The sequence below is a fragment of the Pantoea sp. OXWO6B1 genome (assembly GCF_001641135.1).
GTDB lineage: Bacteria > Pseudomonadota > Gammaproteobacteria > Enterobacterales > Enterobacteriaceae > Pantoea > Pantoea allii.
The window spans coordinates 4,063,574-4,086,665 of sequence record NZ_LWLR01000001.1 but is presented as its reverse complement, the minus strand read 5'-3'; the positions used below and the strand labels follow the sequence as shown (position 1 = coordinate 4,086,665).

General features: G+C 54.2%; 19 protein-coding genes. 9 read left to right on the top strand and 10 right to left on the bottom strand.

The genetic code is table 11. The features are described 5' to 3' along the window. Positions 1-92: 92 nt before the first annotated feature. On the top strand, positions 93-1,559 hold the full coding sequence (guaB, locus tag A6A26_RS21060) for an IMP dehydrogenase (RefSeq protein WP_063880556.1): 1,467 nt from the start codon (positions 93-95) through the stop codon (positions 1,557-1,559). Positions 1,560-1,628: 69 nt separating this feature from the next. Further along, positions 1,629-3,209, top strand: coding sequence for a glutamine-hydrolyzing GMP synthase (gene guaA, locus A6A26_RS21055; protein ID WP_063880555.1), 1,581 nt, complete (start codon positions 1,629-1,631; stop codon positions 3,207-3,209). A 184-nt stretch (positions 3,210-3,393) separates the two neighbouring features. On the opposite strand, the gene A6A26_RS21050 is transcribed toward guaA, so the two are convergent. Further along, positions 3,394-4,272, bottom strand: a complete 879-nt coding sequence (locus tag A6A26_RS21050) for a DMT family transporter (RefSeq protein ID WP_063880554.1) — start codon at positions 4,270-4,272, stop codon at positions 3,394-3,396. A gap of 366 nt (positions 4,273-4,638) precedes the next feature. After that, complete coding sequence (locus A6A26_RS21045; RefSeq protein WP_063880553.1) at positions 4,639-5,658, bottom strand: alpha/beta hydrolase; 1,020 nt, start codon at positions 5,656-5,658, stop codon at positions 4,639-4,641. A gap of 362 nt (positions 5,659-6,020) precedes the next feature. Here A6A26_RS21045 and A6A26_RS21040 point away from each other — a divergent pair, with 362 nt between their 5' ends. Together A6A26_RS21040 and A6A26_RS21035 are read left to right on the top strand one after the other, a co-directional pair. Then, positions 6,021-7,991, top strand: a complete 1,971-nt coding sequence (locus A6A26_RS21040; RefSeq protein WP_063881229.1) for a tetratricopeptide repeat protein — start codon at positions 6,021-6,023, stop codon at positions 7,989-7,991. A gap of 446 nt (positions 7,992-8,437) precedes the next feature. Then, on the top strand, positions 8,438-9,211 hold the full coding sequence (locus A6A26_RS21035; protein ID WP_063880552.1) for a DUF3750 domain-containing protein: 774 nt from the start codon (positions 8,438-8,440) through the stop codon (positions 9,209-9,211). Between the two features lie 117 nt (positions 9,212-9,328). Here A6A26_RS21035 and A6A26_RS21030 read toward each other — a convergent pair whose 3' ends face one another. Then, positions 9,329-9,508, bottom strand: coding sequence for a DUF2158 domain-containing protein (locus tag A6A26_RS21030; protein WP_063880551.1), 180 nt, complete (start codon positions 9,506-9,508; stop codon positions 9,329-9,331). A gap of 189 nt (positions 9,509-9,697) precedes the next feature. Between A6A26_RS21030 and A6A26_RS26090 the strand changes: the two genes are divergently transcribed. Continuing rightward, entirely contained in the window at positions 9,698-9,961 is a 264-nt protein-coding gene (locus A6A26_RS26090) for a hypothetical protein (RefSeq protein WP_082875218.1), read from the top strand. A 1-nt stretch (position 9,962) separates the two neighbouring features. Next, positions 9,963-10,466, top strand: a complete 504-nt coding sequence (locus A6A26_RS21020; protein ID WP_063880550.1) for a helix-turn-helix transcriptional regulator — start codon at positions 9,963-9,965, stop codon at positions 10,464-10,466. On the opposite strand, the gene mgtE is transcribed toward A6A26_RS21020, so the two are convergent. The 5 genes from mgtE to ppk1 form a co-directional block, all read right to left on the bottom strand. After that, the gene (gene mgtE, locus A6A26_RS21015) at positions 10,467-11,900 is read right to left on the bottom strand and encodes a magnesium transporter (protein WP_063880549.1); all 1,434 of its coding nucleotides are present in this window, start codon (positions 11,898-11,900) and stop codon (positions 10,467-10,469) included. It lies immediately after the preceding gene. 124 nt (positions 11,901-12,024) lie between these two features. Continuing rightward, positions 12,025-12,210: a YfgG family protein gene (locus tag A6A26_RS26085; RefSeq protein ID WP_063880548.1), complete on the bottom strand. Its 186-nt coding sequence runs from the start codon at positions 12,208-12,210 to the stop codon at positions 12,025-12,027. Between the two features lie 98 nt (positions 12,211-12,308). Continuing rightward, positions 12,309-12,947 (bottom strand): tellurite resistance methyltransferase TehB, encoded by a 639-nt coding sequence (gene tehB / locus A6A26_RS21005; RefSeq protein WP_172823910.1) that lies wholly within the window; start codon positions 12,945-12,947, stop codon positions 12,309-12,311. Positions 12,948-12,949: 2 nt separating this feature from the next. Further along, positions 12,950-14,473 (bottom strand): exopolyphosphatase, encoded by a 1,524-nt coding sequence (gene ppx, locus A6A26_RS21000; RefSeq protein WP_063880547.1) that lies wholly within the window; start codon positions 14,471-14,473, stop codon positions 12,950-12,952. 5 nt (positions 14,474-14,478) lie between these two features. Then, positions 14,479-16,539, bottom strand: a complete 2,061-nt coding sequence (ppk1, locus tag A6A26_RS20995) for a polyphosphate kinase 1 (protein ID WP_063880546.1) — start codon at positions 16,537-16,539, stop codon at positions 14,479-14,481. 154 nt (positions 16,540-16,693) lie between these two features. Between ppk1 and A6A26_RS20990 the strand changes: the two genes are divergently transcribed. The 3 genes from A6A26_RS20990 to pstB are packed head-to-tail and all read left to right on the top strand — an operon-like array spanning position 16,694 to position 21,201. Beyond that, positions 16,694-18,790, top strand: coding sequence for an ABC transporter permease subunit (locus tag A6A26_RS20990; RefSeq protein WP_063880545.1), 2,097 nt, complete (start codon positions 16,694-16,696; stop codon positions 18,788-18,790). After that, a complete protein-coding gene (pstA, locus tag A6A26_RS20985; RefSeq protein ID WP_063880544.1) occupies positions 18,787-20,421 on the top strand; it encodes a phosphate ABC transporter permease PstA in 1,635 nt (544 codons plus the stop codon). The genes A6A26_RS20990 and pstA overlap by 4 nt, the downstream gene beginning before the upstream one ends. 6 nt (positions 20,422-20,427) lie before the next feature. Continuing rightward, positions 20,428-21,201 (top strand): phosphate ABC transporter ATP-binding protein PstB, encoded by a 774-nt coding sequence (gene pstB, locus A6A26_RS20980; protein ID WP_063880543.1) that lies wholly within the window; start codon positions 20,428-20,430, stop codon positions 21,199-21,201. Between the two features lie 29 nt (positions 21,202-21,230). Here pstB and purN read toward each other — a convergent pair whose 3' ends face one another. Both purN and purM read right to left on the bottom strand, forming a co-directional pair. After that, positions 21,231-21,869: a phosphoribosylglycinamide formyltransferase gene (gene purN, locus A6A26_RS20975; protein WP_063880542.1), complete on the bottom strand. Its 639-nt coding sequence runs from the start codon at positions 21,867-21,869 to the stop codon at positions 21,231-21,233. Further along, positions 21,866-22,906: a phosphoribosylformylglycinamidine cyclo-ligase gene (gene purM, locus A6A26_RS20970; RefSeq protein ID WP_063880541.1), complete on the bottom strand. Its 1,041-nt coding sequence runs from the start codon at positions 22,904-22,906 to the stop codon at positions 21,866-21,868. The genes purN and purM overlap by 4 nt, the downstream gene beginning before the upstream one ends. Positions 22,907-23,092: the final 186 nt, after the last annotated feature.

Below are 23,092 nucleotides of genomic sequence, written 5' to 3'. Positions count from 1 at the left end.
TATTAAATAATAGTGGAGGCAATCGATTACGGCCTGTATAATGCCGCGGCAATATTTTATCTATTCTCACGCACCCAAGGTGGAGTATTGCCATGTTAAGAATCGCTAAAGAAGCACTCACTTTTGACGACGTCCTGCTCGTTCCTGCACACTCCACCGTCCTGCCCAATACGGCCGATCTCAGCACTCAACTGACCAAAAACATTCGTCTGAACATTCCAATGCTTTCTGCTGCGATGGATACCGTGACCGAAGCGGGTCTGGCTATTGCGCTGGCGCAAGAGGGCGGTCTGGGCTTCATTCACAAAAATATGTCGATTGAGCGCCAGGCAGATGAAGTGCGTAAGGTTAAAAAGCATGAAAGCGGCGTGGTCACCGAACCGCAGACCGTGTTGCCAACCACCACGCTGGCAGAAGTCAAAGAGCTGACCGAACGTAACGGCTTTGCCGGCTATCCGGTGGTGAACGCGGACAACGAACTGGTGGGCATTATCACCGGTCGCGATGTGCGCTTCGTCACCGATCTTACCCAGCCCGTCACTGCCGTTATGACGCCGAAAGAACGTCTGGTTACAGTGAAAGAGGGCGAAGCCCGTGATGTCGTGCTGCACAGAATGCATGAAAAGCGTGTAGAAAAAGCGCTGGTCGTGGATGACAGTTTCCACCTGCTGGGCATGATCACCGTTAAAGACTTCCAGAAAGCCGAACGTAAACCTAACGCCTGTAAAGATGCGCAGGGTCGTCTGCGTGTCGGTGCCGCCGTGGGGGCAGGTGCGGGCAATGAAGAGCGCGTGGATGCCCTGGTTGCAGCGGGTGTGGACGTACTGCTTATTGATTCATCTCATGGCCACTCCGAAGGCGTGCTGCAACGTATTCGCGAAACCCGCGCTAAATATCCTGAGCTTGAAATCGTCGGCGGCAACGTGGCGACGGGTGCAGGTGCGCTGGCGCTGGTTGAAGCTGGCGTGAGCGCGGTCAAAGTCGGTATCGGCCCTGGCTCAATTTGTACCACCCGTATTGTTACCGGTGTAGGTGTACCTCAGATTACCGCCGTTTCTGACGCCGTTGCCGCGCTGGAAGGCACGGGCATTCCGGTTATCGCGGACGGCGGGATTCGTTTCTCTGGTGATATCGCTAAGGCGATTGCGGCGGGCGCGTCCTGTGTGATGGTGGGATCGATGCTGGCAGGTACTGAAGAATCACCGGGTGAAATCGAACTTTACCAGGGCCGTTCTTTTAAATCCTACCGTGGAATGGGCTCGCTGGGCGCGATGTCTAAAGGATCATCAGACCGCTACTTCCAGACCGATAACGCTGCTGACAAGCTGGTGCCAGAAGGTATCGAAGGCCGCGTGGCCTATAAAGGCCGCCTGAAAGAGATCGTGCATCAGCAAATGGGCGGCCTGCGCTCCTGTATGGGCCTGACCGGCTGCCAGACCATTGATGACCTGCGCACCAAAGCCGAATTCGTGCGTATCAGCGGTGCGGGCATCAATGAAAGCCACGTGCATGATGTGACCATCACCAAAGAGTCACCAAACTACCGCATGGGTTCATAACCCCGTAAGATTTCTCGCCCGGCAACAGCCGGGCGCTTTACTTAAAGTCACCGTTCTGGAAACCCCTCAATGACGACGGAAAATATCCATAAGCACCGCATTCTGATTCTCGATTTTGGTTCTCAATATACTCAGTTGGTCGCGCGCCGCGTACGTGAGCTTGGCGTGTACTGTGAACTCTGGGCGTGGGATGTCACCGAAGCGCAGATTCGCCAGTTCAATCCAAGCGGCATCATCCTGTCTGGCGGCCCGGAAAGTACCACCGAAAACGACAGCCCGCGCGCACCTGACTATGTGTTTACTGCGGGTGTACCGGTTCTGGGTGTGTGTTACGGCATGCAAACCATGGCGATGCAGTTGGGTGGCAAGGTGGAAGGGTCCAACGAGCGCGAGTTTGGCTATGCGCAGGTTGAAGTCAACACCGCAAGCGCGCTGATTCGCGATATCGAAGATGCCATCAGCGCGGCCGGTAAACCGCTGCTGGATGTCTGGATGAGCCACGGCGATAAAGTGACTGCTATCCCTGATGGTTTTGTTACGGTCGCCAGCACAGAAACCTGTCCGTTTGCCATCATGGCTAACGAAGAGAAACGCTTCTATGGCGTGCAGTTCCACCCGGAAGTCACGCACACGCGTCAGGGACTGCGCATGCTGGAACGTTTCGTGATGGATATTTGTGAATGTGAAGCGCTCTGGACACCGGCGAAAATCATTGAGGATGCCGTCGAGCGTCTGCGTGTGCAGGTCGGCAACGACAAAGTGATCCTGGGCTTATCCGGCGGTGTGGATTCGTCAGTGACTGCCATGCTGCTGCATCGCGCCATCGGTAAAAACCTGACCTGCGTATTCGTGGATAACGGGCTGCTGCGCCTGAATGAAGCTGAGCAGGTGCTGGACATGTTCGGCGACCATTTTGGTCTGAATATTGTTCACGTTGACGGCGAAGCACGTTTCCTGGATGCCCTGGCAGGGGAAAACGATCCGGAAGCGAAGCGCAAAATCATTGGCCGCGTTTTCGTCGAAGTGTTTGACGAACAGGCACTGCGCCTGCAGGACGTGAAGTGGCTGGCGCAGGGCACTATTTATCCTGACGTGATTGAATCCGCTGCCTCGGCTACCGGTAAAGCGCACGTGATCAAGTCGCACCACAACGTGGGTGGCCTGCCAAAAGAGATGAAGATGGGCCTGGTCGAGCCGCTGCGCGAGCTGTTTAAAGACGAAGTGCGTAAGATCGGTCTGGAGTTAGGTTTGCCTTACGATATGCTCTATCGCCATCCGTTCCCGGGGCCTGGCCTTGGCGTACGCGTGCTGGGTGAAGTGAAGAAAGAGTATTGTGACCTGCTGCGTCGTGCAGATGCCATCTTTATTGAAGAGCTGCACAAAGCCGACCTCTACAACAAAGTCAGCCAGGCCTTTACCGTCTTCCTGCCTGTGCGTTCTGTTGGCGTGATGGGCGATGGCCGTAAATATGACTGGGTTGTCTCACTGCGTGCGGTCGAAACCATCGACTTCATGACCGCCCACTGGGCGCACCTGCCATATGACTTCCTGGGCCGCGTGTCCAACCGCATTATAAACGAAGTTAACGGCATTTCCCGGGTGGTTTATGATATTTCGGGCAAACCACCGGCGACGATTGAGTGGGAATGATTTCGCGTCCGGCTTAGACCAACAGTAAGCAGTATAAAAACGAAGCCCGCGTTATGCGGGCTTTTTGCATTTTAGATCCCGCATTGTCTGGCCGATAGTCGCTTCGCCGGAACGGCGAGGGATATCACTGAATTTCGCCTGCAAAATGGGTTCGCGTTGAACAGTGCACGGCGCTGAAGCGAACTCAGGATCTACGCCAGGCGGCAGGCAGGAGACGTACGACGCGAAGCTCTGTGACGACAATCCCCACCAGGATTAACGCCGCCCCTGCAAGTCTTTCCGGCGGCAGACGATCGCCCGCGAGAAAATAACCAAAAATCCCACTAAACACAGGTTCGCAAATCAGTATCAGGGCGACTTTTTCCGGGGCCAGCACAGCCTGAGCACGATTCTGAATGGCGTACGCCAGGGCTGTTGCGAACAGGGCCAGTGACAGGATTGTTAATGCTGTCGGCAGCGAGTGAGGTACAGCAAACTGGTCACGGGCGACGCTCCATAACAAAGAAAGCACGCCAACGATGCCCAGTTGTATCGATGTTGAGGCCAGGGAAATGTCAGGCGTTGTGAAAGTCGACACGATGACGATGTGTACGGCGAAGCACACCGCACAACCCAGAATAAGTAAATCACCATAGTGCACCCTGAACCCGTCAAGGCTGAGCAAGCCAAGCCCAAACACGGCAATGGCGGTTCCTGCTGCCTGTTTAGCACTGGGGCGTCCTCTGCCGATAAGATAGATACACAACGGCGTGAAAACGGTGCACAAGCCTGTGATGAACCCGGCATTGGAGGGCGTTGTATAAGCTGTGCCGGATGTCTGCAGGGAAAATGCAGCGAAGAGCACGATGCCTGCCAATACCGCACGCGCCCAGTCACGTGGCTTCAGGTGGCGAAAAGAACGGATTGAAAAGGGGAGAAGCGCAAAAGCCGCCAGGGTAAACATCCACGCGTTCAGGGTGGATGCGGCCATGACGCCCAGCGTGTCGTGCTTCGCAACGAAGCTCCAGCCCCACACCGCCGTGACGGCTAAAAGCGCGATTGACCAAAGGATGCGATATGACATAGTTGTCCCTTCGGCAGGCATTTATACCGAATGCCTGGCCCAGAATTGTATGTCAGCGGTACCCAAAGCGGCTTACGATAATTCAGTAAAAACCTCCTGGCAATCCTTAACGTTGTTCCTGCGGCGGCTATCCGAAATCTCAACTGTTGATGAGGCGAAGTAGTGGGATAGAAGGGGTCAGTACAAGGTGCCAGCAACCGGGAATTTGATAAGGTCAGGGTTCTGTGGCTGGCGGTGGTCGGGATGATCACGCCCTGATGCCTGTCAGCATTTAAGCCAGAAAAAATCAGCCGGTGCTATCCGGCTGATTTTATTTACCGCATGTCCGCACGAACAAAAGAATACGAATCCGCTGTCGGGCGATGTTTACTTAAGGTGTTCCTTCAGCTCCGCTGACGCCTGGCCAATCGCCGTGCGCACGGTTGGCTCTTTACTCAAGGCATTCAGCAAACCAAAGTCGTGAATCATGCCGTTATAGCGGGTAACCGTCACCGGTACACCGGCGGCATCCAGCTTACGACCAAAGGCTTCACCTTCATCGCGCAGCACGTCGAGTTCGGCAGTCTGAATCAGCGTTGGCGGTAAACCTGCCAGTTGTGCCTCAGTGGCACGCAGCGGAGAAGCCAGAATGTTATTCCGATCTTTATCTGACGTGGTGTAGTTATCCCAGAACCACTTCATCATGTTTCGGGTCAGGAAATAGCCGTTGGCGAATTGCTGATAAGAAGCATCATCAAAGCGGGCATCGGTAACGGGCCACAGCATCACATCGTAACGAATCGCCGGGGTTTTATGTTGTTTGGCCTGCAGCGCGACGGCGGCCACCATGTTGCCTCCGACGCTGTTACCGACCAGCGCCAGGCGCTTACCGTCAACGCCAATTTCCGCACCGTGTTCTGCTACCCATTTTGTCGCTTCATAAGCCTGGGTAATCGCGACCGGATAATGGGCTTCCGGTGATGGCTCGTAGTTCACAAATACCGCCGCAGCGCCGGATTCGTTCACAAGGTCTCGCACCAGACGTTCGTGCGTCGGGAAGTCACCCAGCACCCAGCCGCCACCGTGGAAAAACATGAATACCGGGAGCACTCCGCTGGCGTGTTCGGGTTTAACAATCGTCAGTTTGAGTGGTTTGCCCAATGCTGTGATGGTTTTTTCAGAAATCTGTGCTGGCGGCAGCGCGGCGCCTTGCTGCGCGCCTGTCAGCACTGCGCGTGCTTCTTTCGGCGTTAAGGTTTCGATGGGCTTGCCGCCGCCGCTGTTAAGGGCTTTAAGAAAGGCGGCGACACCAACGGTAGGTTCAGGCGCATTCTCCACAGGGTTGGCCCATGCTGATGTGATCTGGCTGGCTAACAATAAAGCACCTGCGGTGAGTTTCACGTTCATTTTGATTTCCTTGTGTTTGCGATTAAGTAGTGTGCTATTCAGTTTGGCTAAGATGGCAGGATTTTATCGTGTTGTAAACTATTAAATAGCGAGCTACTTAATTTTTTCTCTCTGATGCGATAAGAATGTGAATGACGAAAGGCAAAGGGAAGAGGCGCGGCATCGCTATTGCACGGCCTTTTTTAACGATTTACCCGTTGCTTAATCAATTTCGTGCCAGCTGTTTTTTTGAGCGCTACACTCATATCTGTGCCGCTACGCTGTCAGTCGGTAAAACCGCCTCAGGGCGCGAACACTGGCGGCATGATGAAGGCTGGCAATCAGGCTGTCTGATGTCTCACTACTCAAGGATTGAATTAACCATGTTTAAGCGTCTTCTCTCTTCTCTGCGCAATAAAAACCAACCCGCCGATACCGCACCAGACGAGCCCGCTCAAGAACGGGAGATGATTGTTGCTTACGATGCTCATGGACAGGAAATGTACATTGCACGCAATGAATGGCGTGAGAAGGTCTTTCTGCCGGATCTGGAAAAGAAGTGGGATGATGCGGACGCGTTGTACACCGCGATTCTGATGGGGTTGAAAGACGCCTTTGCTTCCGATCTGGTTGCGGCAGCGGAGCGCCTGGTGGACATTGACAGCAATCCCGAGCGAAGTCATACCCTTCACGGCATCGTACTGATGAAAACCGGCCAACTGGATGCGGCAGAACAAACCCTGCGCCAGGGAATCGATAAATCAGGCGCGACAGGAACCTTACTCACCAATCTGGCAAAAGTCTTTTCCGAGCGCGGTGAGGATAAACAGGCAGATGACACGCTCTGGCAGGCCATTCAAACGGACCCCAACCTCGACAATGGCTTACTCTGGTGGGCGAGCATCCAGCGCGAGCGGGGTGGTGATGAGGCCTATATCGAGGGCTTACGCAGCATTGCCGCGATGCCGGGAAGCTGGCGGGCACAGCTCTGGATGGCCCGTTTTTATCTGGAGCATAACGAAACCGACAAGGCTCGCGGACTTTATGACGAGGTACTGTCGGGTGGACGGTACGATTCTGACGCGCTGTATATGATCTCTGGTGACCTGGGACGAAATGGCGAGATTCCTCTTCTGATTTCGCTGGTTGCGCCTCATTACGATGTTCAAAAGCACGATCCTATGGCCGGTATAAATTTATTGCAGGCTTATCTTGAGCAGGACCAGACGGAGCAGGGACTCAAGCTTCTTAACCAGCTGTATGCACTCAATTTTGCCCCGATCAAGCAGCATCTTGATTATTACAGACAAGCGTTTGAAGAGAAACGTCGCCAAACGGAACCCGTTCAGCAGGTGGCGCCTGATGATGTGAAAATCACAACGTTATCCGTCACGCAGCCCATTTGGCATTACGGCTTATGCAAAGCCGACTGGCTGTTTAACCAAAAACCCGAAGAGACAGCGAAGATCGGTTTCTTTGCGTTATCAAAAATACCTGATGGATTAGCAGCCCAGGGCATACAGCGTGAAGACGAGCTTGGCCGCCTGTCGCGCGCGATTCCGCTCTATCTGGCTGAAGCCGTACATTACTGGAGTGATTATGCGGCGTGCACCTATTTTCTGATGGCGGAGGGCCATGGTCCTGTTCTCACTGGCCAACCGATGGTGGGTGAGGATATTTATGAGATCCTGCCTCCTGACATGAAGTATGTGGTGACGGGGGAAATTGGCTGCACTGGCGAGGGCGAACAGCGTCGTTGGCAGATTGCGTTGTCGCTGTGGAACTGTACCACGCGCAGTAAACAGTTGACTGAAACTGAAGAGGCAACGGATGCCGGGTTAGGCAACGTGATGCAGGAGCTGGAGCGAAAATTACTGATGCAGGCCGGCCTGAAGCGCGAACATCCACTGGATGCCTTTTATCAACGTCCTCCGGCTGACGCGTTGCCTGTCTATCTGACCGGGCTGGGGCAATCGTTAATGCTGACGTTGCTGGCTAACCAACAGGTTCCGTATTCGGAGGTCTGGAATGAGCGCGCCATGTTGGACTGGCCGCTAGATATTGCCCGTCACTGGCCATCCCTGACTGCCGCTAAAATCATGTATCTTTCCGGGTTGGGCAAAGCTTTCGATTACCACTCCGAGGCCCTGCCGGGCTACCAGACATCCAGTCTGGAATGGCTGAGAACGGAGAGCAGTCAACACAGCGTGATCGAAGGACTCTCGCCGCTGATGTGGAAAATATTTGGCATCGAAGGTGAGATAAACTCACGCAGCCAACCTGCCGCGCCGGAGGCGCAGCGGCGCTATGAAGCGTGGTTGCAGCGTGTAGCGGAAAAGGCGATAACAGGCTAGTTTTCAGACGGCGGGTTCAAGATAACCTATGCTGTTGTTGAAATCGCCAGGCATGAAATGCACCTGGAATCTGTTATCTGCTTCGTGCATGGGTGAAGTGCAGGCTTCGCGTGCCTTCGGGATTGGATCTGACGCCTTCCGTACTGACCGCAAAGCAAAGGGCAGCCCAGACCGGTCGCCCGCTGAATGCGGGCGGCGAGTATCCCTGTTTACTTCCTGAGCCTGGGCGGGTTTCAGGCTGGCTGATTCTGCGTATAGCCCGCCTCTGAGCATGCTGGTGGTGAAAGCCATCACGGCCTTTTAACGTTGCGTGATGGCGGGCATTACGTCAGCAGCCACTAACCAGCGGGAGTGAATATTGCGATGACATCGCAGCATAGTTAGTGAATACAAACCCTATATTTCATTGCAAAATCATCCCTTATCTTTTACCTGCAGGAACCGCGATGCTGCCTCTGAAAATCTTCAGTCTCTGTTTTCTCACCGTGATTTTGCTGTCGCTTGCGGCCAGCCTGGCGCAAGCCACTCATGGCAACAACGCTACCGGCCAGGGTGGCTGGGCGACGGCTCGCCGGGATTCGGCTGGCGTTGCGCCCGATCCCCATGCTCATGCCGGTCAGGCTATTGTTCAGGTCTATGCCGCACCGACATACGGCTGGAAAGGCGCAATCGCAGTGCATCCGTGGATTATCTTTAAACGTGCAGGTGAAACCCGCTATACACGTTACGAAGTGATTAGCTGGGGCAGTGGCGATAAAGTCAGGCGCAATTCATCCCTGCCTGATGGCTACTGGTACGGAGCAAAACCGCGGCTGCTGGTTGAGCATCACGGCCCCGATGCGCAAAAAATGATCCCGCAAATTGAAGCCGCCATAAAATCCTATCCCTGGCCTACCACCTATCATGCCTGGCCTGGACCCAACAGTAATACCTTTATGGCGCACATCGGTCGTAACGTGCCCGCCTTGCAGCTTGACTTGCCCGCCAACGCGCTGGGAAAAGACTACCGGCCATTATGGCGTCCGGTGGGGTTACCACCTTCTGGTCGTGGGGTTCAGGTGTCGATACTCGGCGTAGCAGGCATCACCTTAGGGGCGGAAGAGGGGATTGAATTCAATCTTTTGGGGTTAAGCGCGGGAATAGGCTTTTCCCCGTTTCGCTTGCGGCTGCCCTTTATCGGTGGTTTAGGCAGCAATAACCTGCAGGAAAATAAAATCTGACGGCCGAATAGCCCGGAATAAGGCAATCAGTAAAGGTTACCCGGAAGCCAGGCTCCCGGGTAACCGAACGGCCGGTTGCCTTATCCGTTGCGGTCGGTGTGAGTCACGTCACCCCTTTTAACAGACGCCAAAATCGCCCTCTTCATGGTAGAGATTGACGCTTTCTGCGTTAACTTCAATTTCCTTTTTGCTGGCATCGTCCACGCGAGCGCACCACAGTGTTTCACCATCGGCACGCAGTACGACCATTTTGGGCCCGCCCGTTTTCGCTTGTACCAGGTCATCAGTTTTAAACATATTTCCTCCGTCGTTATCTTCGATTGTCGTCCATCACGTCAGGCTGACACTTTTTTGCGTAATCCTTTCCATTTTAGCCGCAACCTGTTTTACCTGCCGCCAGACAGCCCGCATGCTGCCCCTGTACCGCACGAATGACACTTTAGTTGTCAGTTGACAACCCTATAAAAACAAGGAATGATAGGCGCCATGGTGGACAGAAAGCGACATCCCAGCAAAGAGATTGAAGCCGCCTTATGTTATGCAGAATCACAGGGGTGGCTCGTGGTGGCTACGGGTCATCACGCATGGGGCAAAATGTACTGCCCGGCAAATCTGGCGACGTGCCGCTGTGGGGAATACTGTCTGACCTGTATCTGGCGCACCCCAAAAAATGCCCATAACCATGCCAGAGCGCTGCGGCGCGTGGTAGATAACTGTACCGTTACTGATACGTTAAAAAGAGGGAATTAATATGACGGAATATCATTTCATCTTGCGGTTTGAATTGCCTGAATCAGCGGGGTCAATTGATGCGTTACTGGAAAAACTGGCGGAGGCAGGATGCGATGATGCATTGGTCGGTGCCGGTGTGGCAGGCAAGCTGGCGCTGGAATTTACGCGCCACGCCGACTCGGCGAGCCACGCACTCAGCAGTGCGATAGCAGATGTGCAGTCTGCTATTCCTGGCGCATTGATGGTTGAAGCCGCGCCTGATTTTGTCGGCTTAACCGATGTTGCAGACCTGATTGGCGTATCACGTCAGAACATGCGCAAACTGATGCTGACGCACAGCAAACAGTTTCCGTTACCGGTACACGATGGCAAAACGGCTATCTGGCATTTAGCTGATGTGCTGGAGTGGCTGGGGCAGCGCAATCACTACCAGCTGCCCGCGGTCACCTGCGAACTGGCACAGGTGACACGTCGACTGAATGTCATAGGATCGCTGCAGCGCTACGGTTATCAAAACCAGTAATCAATGCGGTATCAGGAAGATCGTCGCCAGGCCCAGGAAAATAAAAAAACCACCGGTATCGGTGATGGCGGTAATTAATACGCTGGAGCCCACGGCGGGATCGCGTTTCATTTTGGTCATGACCAGCGGCACCATCACACCCATTATGGCTGCCAGCAGAAGATTCAGCACCATGGCTAGCATCATGACGCCGCCCAGCGCCATGTTGTCGTACATAAGCCAGGTGATACCGCCCATAATCGCGCCCCAGAACAGGCCGTTGATCAAGGCTACGCCGAGTTCGCGCATAAACAGGAACGAGAAGTTGCCCGGTTCAACCTGATGCAGCGCAAGGGCGCGAACAATCATCGTGATGGTTTGATTGCCGGTATTACCGCCAATACCGGCAATAATCGGCATTAACGTGGCAAGGGCGACAATTTGCGAGATAGTGTTTTCAAACAGGCCAATGACGCGGGATGCAACAAACGCCGTACATAAATTGATCGCCAGCCAGGCCCAGCGATTACGCACGGATTTACGCACCGGGGCGAAAACATCCTCTTCCTGGCTAATCCCGCCCATTTTACGGATATTGCTTTCGTTCTCTTTGTTGACCAGGTCAACAACGTCTTCAATGGTAATACGGCCAATAAGTTTACCCTGCGCATCGGTCACCGCCGCTGAGATCAGGTTATAACGTTCAAAGGCACTGGCCGCGTCTTCGGCTTTGTCGTCGAGCTGAAAGGTGGTGGGATGCGAATTCATCACGTCGCTCACCATAGTCTTAGGTTTGTTCAGCAGGATATCGGTTAGCAGTAGCTCGCCCAGCAGCTGATTGTTTTCATTGGTGATGAAGATTTTGTCTGTGCCATCCGGCATGCTTTTGCCTTTACGCAAAAAGCGCTGCACAGTGGCTAATGTGACATCCTCGCGTACCGTGAGGATGTTAAAGTCCATAACCCGACCCACGCGATCACGGTCAAACTGCATCACGCTCAGGATGCGGGCGCGCAGGTTCGGCTCCAGAGAGGTCAGCAGGCGTCCTGTAAGGTCGCGCGGCAGATAACGCACCAGCCAGGCCTGATCGTCAATATCCAGCGGTTCCATCGCCTGCAGGATGGCGCGATCGCTCATCTCTTCAGTCAGGCTGTCCCAGACGGTTTCTGAGGCTTCCACCAGTACGCGGCCGCGTTTTTCACCCGGAACCAGGCTCCAGAGCGCCAGTCGGGCTTCTTCAGGCAAGGCTTCAAGAATATCGGCAAGGTCAGCGGCGTGAAGCTGGCTGATGTCTTGCTGGAGTATTTCCCGATGTATCACATTTTCACGTTGCTGCTCAGGGGAGAGATGACTGGCTTTATCCAGTAATTCATCCACAAGGTCGTGCTCATTGAGCAGCAGCGTCAGAATACGATGACGAATTTCACTTAAACGTTGAGAGTGTGAGGCAGACACATTGCATCCCTTTAGTCTGAAAGCACCTGCACGAAGTGTAGCGTTTTGACTGGAAAAGGGATGTAAAAAATGGCGCAAGCAGCGGGATTGCGCGTCGTTTAATCAGGTTAATGACACCTTTCGATTAACGACTGTCAGAAAGCGTCGTGATCACCGGCGGTGATTCAGTTTGTTTTTGCTGGTGATGCTCGAAGGCCGCAGGCAGGATAAAAACGAGGCGACTAAACAGAATGATAAAACTGATCAGTAAAACAATCCGCGTCATGCTGACGCTTTTTTTACGTCTTCGTGGAGAAAGGGCGCTGTTCACGCAGGGTAATTCCTGTAATAACCCAAACCGGGCGACAGCAATATTTAGTCACAGTCGCCCAGTGAAATCAACCGTTGTTTAAAAAAAACACAACTGTGTTAATAACTGGCTTTCTGCGCCAACAGCGTGGCAAAGCGGCAGTTAATCCGGTTGCCGTTTTCATCTTTGCGATGTAGCTGTCCCCAGTTTTCGTTGTACTTCACAATATGCCAGTTGCGGTAGTAATGACTTAACTCACCCGATTTAAAGGCAAACGGGAAGTCAGACGGGCAGGGCGCGTCCTCGGTATTCATGGCCGCAACAATCAGGTTAAAGCCGTTTTTCACCGTACAGGCCTGCATATCGGCAATAAGCTGCGGGATCGTTCCCGGTTGTAAAAACATCATTACCACCGTGGAGAGCACCACTTGGTAGGCTCCATTAAAACGCACCTGGTTCAGATCCTGTTGGGCCGTATGAATGCCGGTCAGGCCTTCGGTGGCAATAATGTAATTCAGGCGATCCAGGCTGGCGGGATTATGGTCCCAGGCCGTGACTTCAAAACCATGTTGATTCAGGAACAGCGTGTTACGCCCGCTTCCGCATCCCAGATCAAGCGCTTTTCCGGGCGTCAACTGAGGTAAGGCTTCGACCACTTCAGAATGGGTCGGTGTTAAGCCATAGGTCTCGGCAAAATAATTATCGGTTCGTAATGTCATCGTCGTCGGTTCAGTGATGCGGGCAGTCAATGCCCGCATTGTCAGGCTTCTGCGAGAATCAGTTTCCAGCCGGTTACTTCATCCCAGTAGGTTTGCTCACGCTCAAGATCGAGTTGCACCAGGTTATTCTGATTGAAATAGCCTGCCGGGAAGGTGAGCGTCCAGTGACCGTCATCGCAGGTCAGTTTTAACGAATCCGGGCGCGTCGTGGCCTGGCGCTGGTTGTTCAGTAAGGTGCCCAGACGAAGCAGAAAGATCAGGGGTAAAAACTGCTTCTTCTTGAACAGCGTCACGCGTGGCAGCTCATCCACCTTCACCGCTTTACGGTGAAATCTGACCAGCGCCGCCAACAGCATTTGCTGATCCTGATTGAAGCCCGGCAGGTTAGTGTTCTGCAAAATATAGGCAGAATGGCGCTGTAAACCACTGTGGTTAATGGTCAGCCCGACCTCATGCAACATGGCTGCCCATTTCAACAGCGCAGCCAACTGGGGATTCGCCAGTTTGGGATTTTGATCGCGCCACTGCAGATAAAGCTGTTCAGTCGTTTCCAGTACGCGCCGGGCCTGATCGCTGTCGATGGCATAGTGATTAGCCAGGCTCTGGGCTGTACGGCTGCGAATATCCTGATGACGGAAACGGCCTTCCATTTCATACAGCACGCCTTCCCGTAGTGCGCCATCACTCAGCGTCAGCTCACGGATGGCGAGTGCATCAAACACGCCACAGAGAATGGCTAAGCCGGGAACAAATACGCTTTTACGCTCTTCAGACAGACCCGGCAGACTCAGCGCCGCAAAGGATTTGTGCTTAATCACTTCATCGTAAAGCATGGTCAGGCGCTCGGGCGTAATCAGCTTCTCTTTCTCGCCCATGGCCAGCAGCACTTCGCAGGCCGCTTTGATGGTGCCCGATGCGCCCAGCGCATACTGCCAGCCGTGCAGACGATATTGCCACGCCAGCGTTTCCAGCTTTTGAGTGGCGGCCAGGCGAGCGCGACGAAAGTTCTCTACGCTGATTTCACCGCCAGGGAAATAAAGCTGGGCAAAACTGACGCAGCCCATACGACGGCTTTCCACCAGTTGCGGCTCAAAATCCTCGCCGATAACCAATTCCGTTGACCCGCCGCCGATGTCGATCACCAGCTTGCGGCCTTTTTCTGGCTGAGTATGCTCGACGCCCATAAAAATCAGGCGAGCTTCTTCGTGGCCGGAAATCACCTCAATCGGATAGGGAATGACCTCTGCTGCACGCTGCAAAAAGGTTTCGGCGTTCACCGCCTGGCGTAACGTATGGGTGCCCACAATCGTCACGTTGCTGGCGTTAAAGCCCTGCAGGCGTTCAGCAAACAGCGCCAGGCAGTTCAGCCCGCGTTCCATTGCCTCTTCGCTCAGGTAATTTTTGGCATCCAGACCATCGGCCAGATGTACCCGTTGCTTCAGACGCCCCAGAACCTGCAAAGCACCATCCACCACGCGGGCAATTACCATGTGGAAACTATTGGAACCAAGGTCAATTGCCGCAAACTCTTGAGGTTTCGGCGTACTTTTTTGGGAGATTGGCATAGGCGTTATTCAGGTTGTTCCAGCTTCTTAATGTAATCGTAAATAGCCATCTGCGACCGCACTTTACGACGATTGCCGCGCTGAACGTACTGGTTAGTCAGCTCTTTATCGACAACCCGGGCTTTAACGGTGTCGCTGAGCTGAATAGCAATAATGTCCAGAATGCGCTGCTTTATTTGTGGATCAAGGATCGCTACGGCAACTTCGATGCGATAATCAATGTTACGCGTCATCCAGTCAGCGGATGAAAGAAACACTTTCTTATCACCACCGTTTTCAAAAATATAAACACGGTCGTGTTCCAGGAAGCGGTCAACGATACTGATTACGCGAATATTTTCACTGATCCCGGGCAAGTCTGGAATCAATGAGCACATTCCGCGCACCAGTAAATTAACATTTACGCCCACGCTGGATGCGGTATAAAGCCTGTCTACCAGCCCTTTGTCCACCAGGTTGTTAATTTTCAGCGTAATCCCACTGGGGCGTTTTTGCTGGGCATTGGCTATCTCGTTATCGATCAAATCATACAGCATCCGACGTGAGTTTTGCGGAGAAACCATTAAATGGTCAAAGGTCACCGGACGGTAAGGGTTTTCGATAAAGTTGAACACCCGGCGCACTTCATTGGTGATACGAGCATCGGCGGTTAACAGGGAATAGTCCGTGTAGAGCCTTGCCGTTTTTTCGTTGAAGTTACCGGTGCCAATGTGGGCGTAGCGCACGATCTCTTCGCCTTCACGTCGGGAAATTAAAAACAGTTTGGCGTGAATCTTCAGGCCGGGTGCCGAGAAAATAACGTGTACACCGGCTTCAGTCAGACGTTTCGCCCAGTAAATATTGGCCTCTTCATCAAAGCGGGCCTGAAGTTCTACCACAACCGTGACTTTCTTGCCGTTATAGGCGGCATGAATCATCGCATCCATGATGCGGGAATGCTTGGCGACGCGGTAAATATTGATTTTAATCGCCAGCACGCTCGGGTCGAATGACGCCTGACGTAACAATTCCAGCACATGCTCGAAGGTGTGATACGGATAGTAAAGCAGCACGTCGCGATTACGGATAGCATCAAAACCGTTGCGGAAACCATCAAAGCCAATATGACGGATTTGCGGCATCGGCCGGTTAATCAGGTTGTTTTTCCCGACATTAGGGAAGCCGATAAAATCTTTAAAGTTGTGGTAACGGCCGCCCGCCAGGACGGAGTCATAATTTGAAATCGACAATTTGTCGCACAGCAGCGCCACCATCGAGTCCGGCATGTCGCGCTGGTAAACAAACCGCACAGGTTCAGCCGTCAGACGTTGTTTCAGACTGGAGGACATCAGTTCCAGCAGGCTGGATTCCATTTCCGTTACCAGATCGTACTCTGCGTCACGCGTCATTTTCATCGAATAAGCGTTGAGCGTGTCGTAGTCATAAAACCCCTTGAAGATATCATCCAGGCAATAGCGCAGGATGTTATCTAACAGGATCATGGGTTTACGGCGACGTGGCGGTTCAGCTGGCAGATTAATAAAGCGCGGCACCTTGTCGGAGGGGATCTCCAGCAGGGCGTACTGAATATCCTGACCGCGAATAATTTCAACGGCCAGGTACGTGTAATCGTCTTTAAGAAACTCGGTCAGGTCGGTTTCATGGGTAATCAGAATCGGCGTGATGTGCTGACGCAGTTCATGCTTGAAATAGTGGCGCAGCCAGCTTTGCTGATTGGGGGAAAGCTGACGCTCATTAATCAGGAAGATTTGATTGCGCGCCATCTCCAGCAGCAGGTCGTTATACAGGGCATCAAATTCCTGATCTGATTTCAGGACGCGCTGTTGAATCTTCTTTAATAAATGACGTGGCGTACTGGCAGAGCCTTGCTCTTCGCCAATCAGGATACGTCGTTTCAAATCGGCAAAACGTACCTTGTAAAATTCGTCGAGGTTGTTCGAGTAAATACCTAAGAAACGCATACGTTCAATCAGCGGATTACTTTTATCTGCCGCTTCCTGCAAAACACGTTCGTTAAAGCACAACCAGCTCATTTCTTTTTCGATATAAAGCTTTACCTGACCCATTCTCACTCCGTATGACGGTTGCAGGACTGACGACGATACAGTATCCAACTGCATTATGGCGAGAGTATGGCAAGGTTGTCCAACGGCAAAAGTTGTCTTATCAACCAGCTACGGGCAACATAGCGACTCATTTCCGCCGGATAATCAGGGCCGCATGAGCGTAAACCATATTCCTGTGCAGTTTAGCGATCGCCGACGACGTGCGATTGACCGCTTTACGCGGCGCCTCGTCACGTCTTGCGGGGTGGCTATTCTGCTACTGATGATGCTGCTGTTCTTCTGGTTGCTTTGGGTGGTCCTGCCGCTGTTCAGCGCGCCGGGCGTGCAAAGCATCAGCAGCCAACGACTGTGGGACTCGGCCCCGGCCCTGGCGATTGGCAACCAGGGAACCCTGGGCTGGCGCATCAGCAGTGATGGTAAGGCGCGATTTATTCCGCTGAATGGCCAACCGGCGGCTCCGGCTTTAGCACTGTCATCCGTTCCACAGCAAATCGTGACCAGCGCAGACGACAGGACATTACTGCTTAATGCCCAGGGCAACTTAACGCTGCTGCAACCGGTGATAAGCCAGGGCGAGGGCGAGTGGCATTTTCCGCTAGGTGATAACGTGTTTCGGCTGCCGCAGGGTGGCATAAAAAAGATGGCGCTCGCCACGATTACCCCGGAACAGTGGCGCATTGCCGCCTCAGGTGACGCAGGATTAAGCATACTGACGCTGGGCACTAACCAGCAGGCATCGCTGATTACGCTGCCAGCCCAGCAGCCCCAACATCTGTTACTGTCGCCAAAAGGTGACCTGCTGTATACCACCGAAGGTCACCTGCTGCGGGTCTGGCAAATTGATGACGGGCGAGCATGGCTGCGCGAAACGCAGACGCTGCCTCAGGTGCCTCAACAGCTGCAGTTACTGGCTGGAGGGCAAACCCTGCTGATCCAGGATGACAGCGGCATTACCCAGTGGTTTTCCATCGCAGGTGAGCACGGTCTGCGCTTACACCCTGTGCGTACTTTTGAACACAGCACCGGACAGGCCACGATCATCAGCGAGCCACAGCGACGGGTTTTCGCCACTTTTGATCACGCCGGCATGCTGAAAGTCTTTGCCAGTAAACAGAATGGGCCGATCCTGCAACGTCAGCTGGCCCCCGGCATTCTTCAGGCGCAATTCTCACCCCATGGCGACAGCCTGTTGCTGGAACGGCAGTCAGGCTGGGAAACGCTGAAGCTGACGAATGCCTGGCCGGATGTGACCTGGCGTAATTTCTGGCAAAAAATCTGGTATGAAAACTACCCTAAACCCGACTGGGTCTGGCAATCCACGAATGCTGGCGACAGCTATCAGGCAAAATTCAGCTTAATTCCCATGGTTGTGGGCACACTGAAAGCGGCCAGCATGGCACTGTTGTTTGCGACACCACTGGCGCTGGCGGCTGCCATGTATACTGCGTGGTTTATGGCGCCGGGCTTGCGCCGTTGGGTTAAGCCCGCGATTGAGATGATGGGCGCACTGCCCAGCGTGGTGATCGGACTGATAGCCGGATTATGGTTAGCGCCCCATGTAGGTCAGGCGTTAATTGGCGTGCTGTTGCTGCCCGTCACGCTTGCCGGCAGCCTGCTCGGGTGCGGCGTAGTGAGCCATCGCCTGCCTGAACGCTGGCGGCAGCCGGGGCGCGAGGTGCTGTTATTACTGCCTGTGCTGCTTGTTGTCACTCTGCTAACGTTGTGGCTGCCGACGCTGATCGTACCGGATGCCGGCGACTGGCTACCGCATTACGAGCAACGTAACCTGCTGGTGGCAGCGCTGGCGATGGGGTTTGCGCTGGTGCCCTTAATTTTCACCCTTGCAGAGGATGCGCTGTTTAGCGTACCGGCCTCGTTGGGACAAGGTTCACTGGCGCTGGGTGCCACGCCCTGGCAAACCCTGACGCGCGTGGTGCTGCCGGGCGCCTCGGCGGGCATCTTTGCCGCCCTGATGATTGGCTTTGGCAGGGCGGTCGGCGAAACCATGATTTTACTCATGGCGACCGGTAACACGCCGCAAAGTGAAGGCGGCTTGTTCAGCGGCCTGCGTACACTTTCCGCCAATATCGCGATTGAGATGCCCGAAGCCGCGGTGGGCAGCGCCCATTATCGGATTCTGTTCTTAAGTGCGCTATTGCTGCTGATTTTTACGATGATCATTAATACCTTTGCAGAACTCATCCGCCAGCGCCTGCGCCTGCGCTTCAGTCAGTATAAGGAGCAGGCATGAAGGTGATGCGACAAAACGACCGCTGGCGCTGGTTAACGGCCGGGGCCGTGACGGTGTGTCTGCTGGCGTTTACCTTACTGATTGGGTTGCTGGGATGGCAGGGGCTACGGACGTTTTGGCCCCACAGAGTAGAACTCTATACGTTTACGCAGCCCGACGGCAGTCAAACCCGCCTGCTGGGTGAAACCCTTGAGCGGCAGTCGACGTATCCGGCACCCGCTGAAGGGACAGACGGCCAGCGAGCCTTTCTGCACCGCTACCTGATCAAGACCGGCAATCGCGACTGGGCCGCGCCCGATTTTCGTATTGCGCTCAGCAAAGCCGCACCGGCGGTCAGTCAGCCGGACGATATCATGGTGTTACAGCGCCGCAGCCACGGCAATGCTTACGGCTGGCTTGTCGGCTTGCGCGAAGACAATGAGGCGCTGACGGCAAAGAACATCCATGCGCTACTGCAGCAGCGACTCGAACAGGTACAGCTCACTGTGCGCCAGGCCAGCGAGATCCGTCGTATTGATATGGCTCAGCTGAATCAACAACTGGATCAGTTAGACGATCAGGCTGAACAGCAGCGTGAGGAAAAGCAGTTCGATTTACAGGCGCAGTCAGAATACGACGCTAACCAGGCAGCCCTGGAACGCCGGCTTATCCAGCTCAATGAAAGACTCAACAACCTGCAAGAAGAAAGCGAGCGTGACGTGTTGATTCTGCGTGACGTTAATGGCATTGAGCACAGCATCCCACTGTCGCAGATTGTGGCCGCCTGGCAGCCCAACGCCATGACGCTAACAGAAAAAACAGGGCACTTCTTACAGCAGTTGTGGCGCTTTGTCAGCGATTCACCTGCGGAGGGCGAAAGCGATTTTGGCGTTTTCCCCGCCCTGTTCGGCACGGTGCTGATGGTGCTGCTGATGTCGGTGGTGGTCATGCCGCTGGGGGTCATCGCGGCAGTCTGGCTGCATGAATATGCCGGACGTAATGCGTTGACTCGGCTGGTGCGCATCGCGGTGGTGAATCTGGCGGGCGTGCCCTCTATTGTCTATGGTGTGTTTGGTCTGGGCTTTTTTGTCTGGCTGGTGGGCGGAACGGTCGATCGGCTGTTTTACAGCAGCGCACTGCCGAATCCCACGTTCGGTACGCCGGGCTTACTTTGGGCATCGCTGACGCTGGCCTTGCTGACCCTGCCGGTGGTGATTGTGGCAACGGAAGAGGGGTTATCACGTATTCCGGATAGTCTGAGGCAGGGATCGCTGGCGCTCGGGGCGACCCAGGCCGAAACCTTGTGGAATGTGGTGTTACCGATGGCGGTTCCGGCCATGTTAACCGGGCTGATTCTGGCGGTGGCCCGCGCGGCGGGAGAAACCGCCCCCCTGATGTTGGTTGGCGTAGTAAAAATGGTACCGGAATTGCCCGTTGATGCCGTCTTCCCCTATCTGCACCTTGACAGGAAATTCATGCATCTGGGCTTTCAGATTTATGATTTAGCCTTTCAAAGCCCTAATACAGAGGCCGACCGTCCGTTGGTTTTTGCCACGGCGCTGCTGCTGGTGTTAATTATTCTGTTGCTGAACCTGTTAGCCATGGGCCTGCGTCACCGTCTACGTGAACGCTATCGCCTGATGACTCAATAACTGACGATGACTACAATGCCCGAAACTGATATTGCGCTAACCGTTGATCATCTTTCACTCTGGTACGGTGAGCGCCAGGTGCTTCATGATATCTCGCTACAACTGCCTAAAAACCGGATTACCGCATTAATCGGTCCCTCCGGCTGTGGCAAATCAACGCTGCTGCGGTGTTTTAACCGCATGAATGATGTGATCGACAATTGTCGTGTCGACGGGGACATTTTGCTTGAGCAGCAGTCGATTATGCGGCCCACTCAGGATCGTTCCGCGCTACGCCGTCGTGTTGGAATGGTGTTTCAGCGGCCCAATCCTTTTCCGAAGTCGGTTTACGAAAACGTGGTTTATGGCCTGCGCTTACAGGGCGTGCGCGATAAGCGGGTGCTGAACGAGGCCTGTGAACGAGCACTGCGGGCGGCAGCGTTATGGGGGGAAGTGAAAGATCAACTGGCACAGAATGCCCTGACGCTCTCCACCGGTCAGCAGCAAAGGTTAGTGATTGCGCGTGCTATCGCGATTGAGCCGGACGTGCTGTTGCTGGATGAGCCGACATCCGCGCTGGACCCGATTTCAACGCTGGTGATTGAGGAACTGATGAGCACCCTGAAACAGCACTTCACGCTGGTGCTGGTCACCCACAATATGCAGCAGGCTTCACGGGTGTCGGACTACACCGCCTTTATGCACAATGGCGCGTTGGTCGAATTTGATGACACCGACCGCATTTTCACTGCGCCGAAGGTGCGGCGAACGGAAGATTATATTACCGGGCGGTATGGCTGACAGGTGCAGGGAGCCAGGCTCCCTGTGAGTTACTCGTGTGCATAACCCTGAGGGGGCAATGGTTTACCATCCAGCCAGGCCTTACCATCATGCATAGCCAGGCGGCCTTCAACAAACCAGCTAATCACCAGTGGATAAATGGCATGTTCCTGATGTTGTACGCGCTCGGTAATGTCCGCTTCACTGTCTTCCGCAAAAACCGGTACCTTTGCCTGTAGAATCACCGGCCCACCGTCCAGCTCATCCGTCACGAAATGCACAGACGTGCCGTGTTCAGCATCGCCGTTTTCCAGCGCCTGGCGGTGAGTATGCAGACCGGGATATTTGGGCAGAAGCGACGGGTGAATATTCAGCAGGCGGTCAGCGTAATGCGCCACAAAAGCATGGCTTAAAATGCGCATATAACCGGCCAGCACGACGACGTCCGGGGCATAGGCATCGATCTCATGCATAAGCTGCCGATCAAAACGTTCACGATCGCTGAAATCACGGGGATTCAGCGCGGTCGCCGGAATCCCGGCGAGCGAGGCGCGCACTAAGCCGTAGGCGGAAGCATTATTACTGAATACGGCAGCAACGCTGCCGTGAATACGCCCGTTTGCACAGGCGTCAAGGATGGACTGAAGATTACTTCCGTTGCCGGAAATCAGCACAACCAGCTTTTTCATGACGTGATGACCACACGCTCTTCCGCTTCTGATGCGTTAATCACGCCAATTTTCCAGGCATTTTCACCAGCGGCGCGCATCAGTTCAACGGCGTTATCCGCATCGGCAGGGCTCAGTGCAATCACCATACCGACGCCACAGTTGAACGTGCGATACATTTCATGACGGCTGACATTACCGGCCTGCTGCATCCAGCTAAACACGGCGGGCCACTGCCAGCTGTTCTCGTCAATCACGGCCTGGGTGTTATCGGGCAGCACGCGTGGGATATTTTCCCAGAAACCGCCACCGGTAAGGTGAGCGATAGCGTGAACATCGACCTGTTCGATCAGGCTCAGGATGTTCTTGACGTAGATACGGGTTGGCTCAAGCAGATGATCGGCAAGCGGTTTGCCTTCCAGCTGTTCCACCAGCGGATCGGTACCGCTGACTTCCAGGATTTTGCGCACCAGTGAATAACCATTGGAGTGCGGGCCGCTGGAACCTAGTGCGATCAGGACATCACCATCCTGCACTTTGCTGCCATCAATGATTTCTGACTTCTCAACCACGCCCACGCAAAAGCCAGCCACGTCGTAGTCTTCGCCATGATACATGCCTGGCATTTCAGCGGTTTCACCGCCCACCAGTGCACAGCCTGACTGCAGGCAACCCTCGGCGATACCGGTGATAACGGCGGAAGCGGTATCCACATCCAGTTTGCCGGTGGCGTAATAATCCAGGAAGAAGAGCGGTTCAGCGCCTTGTACCACCAGGTCGTTGACACACATCGCTACCAGGTCAATGCCGATGGCATCGTGGCGCTTGAGATCCATCGCCAGACGCAGTTTGGTACCTACGCCGTCAGTGCCGGAGACCAGCACGGGTTCACGGTATTTTTGCGGCAGCGCACAAAGCGCACCGAAACCGCCCAGTCCACCCATTACTTCCGGGCGACGCGTCTTTTTCACTACGCCTTTAATACGGTCAACCAGAGCGTTACCAGCATCAATATCAACACCGGCGTCTTTGTAACTGAGAGAGGTCTTATCGGTCACTGCGAGGTCCCCACGCGAGTTGCGGTTGGTGGTTTAATATAAAGCGCGGCAATTCTACCAGCGCAGGCAAACGTTTGCGAGTCTCAGATTGCGTCCCTGGCGATTTTCATTAATCCTTACTTTGTCCTGACAAAATGCATTTGATTGCGCAAGCACATGTGGCGCAGGGGCGAAAAGGCGGTATAA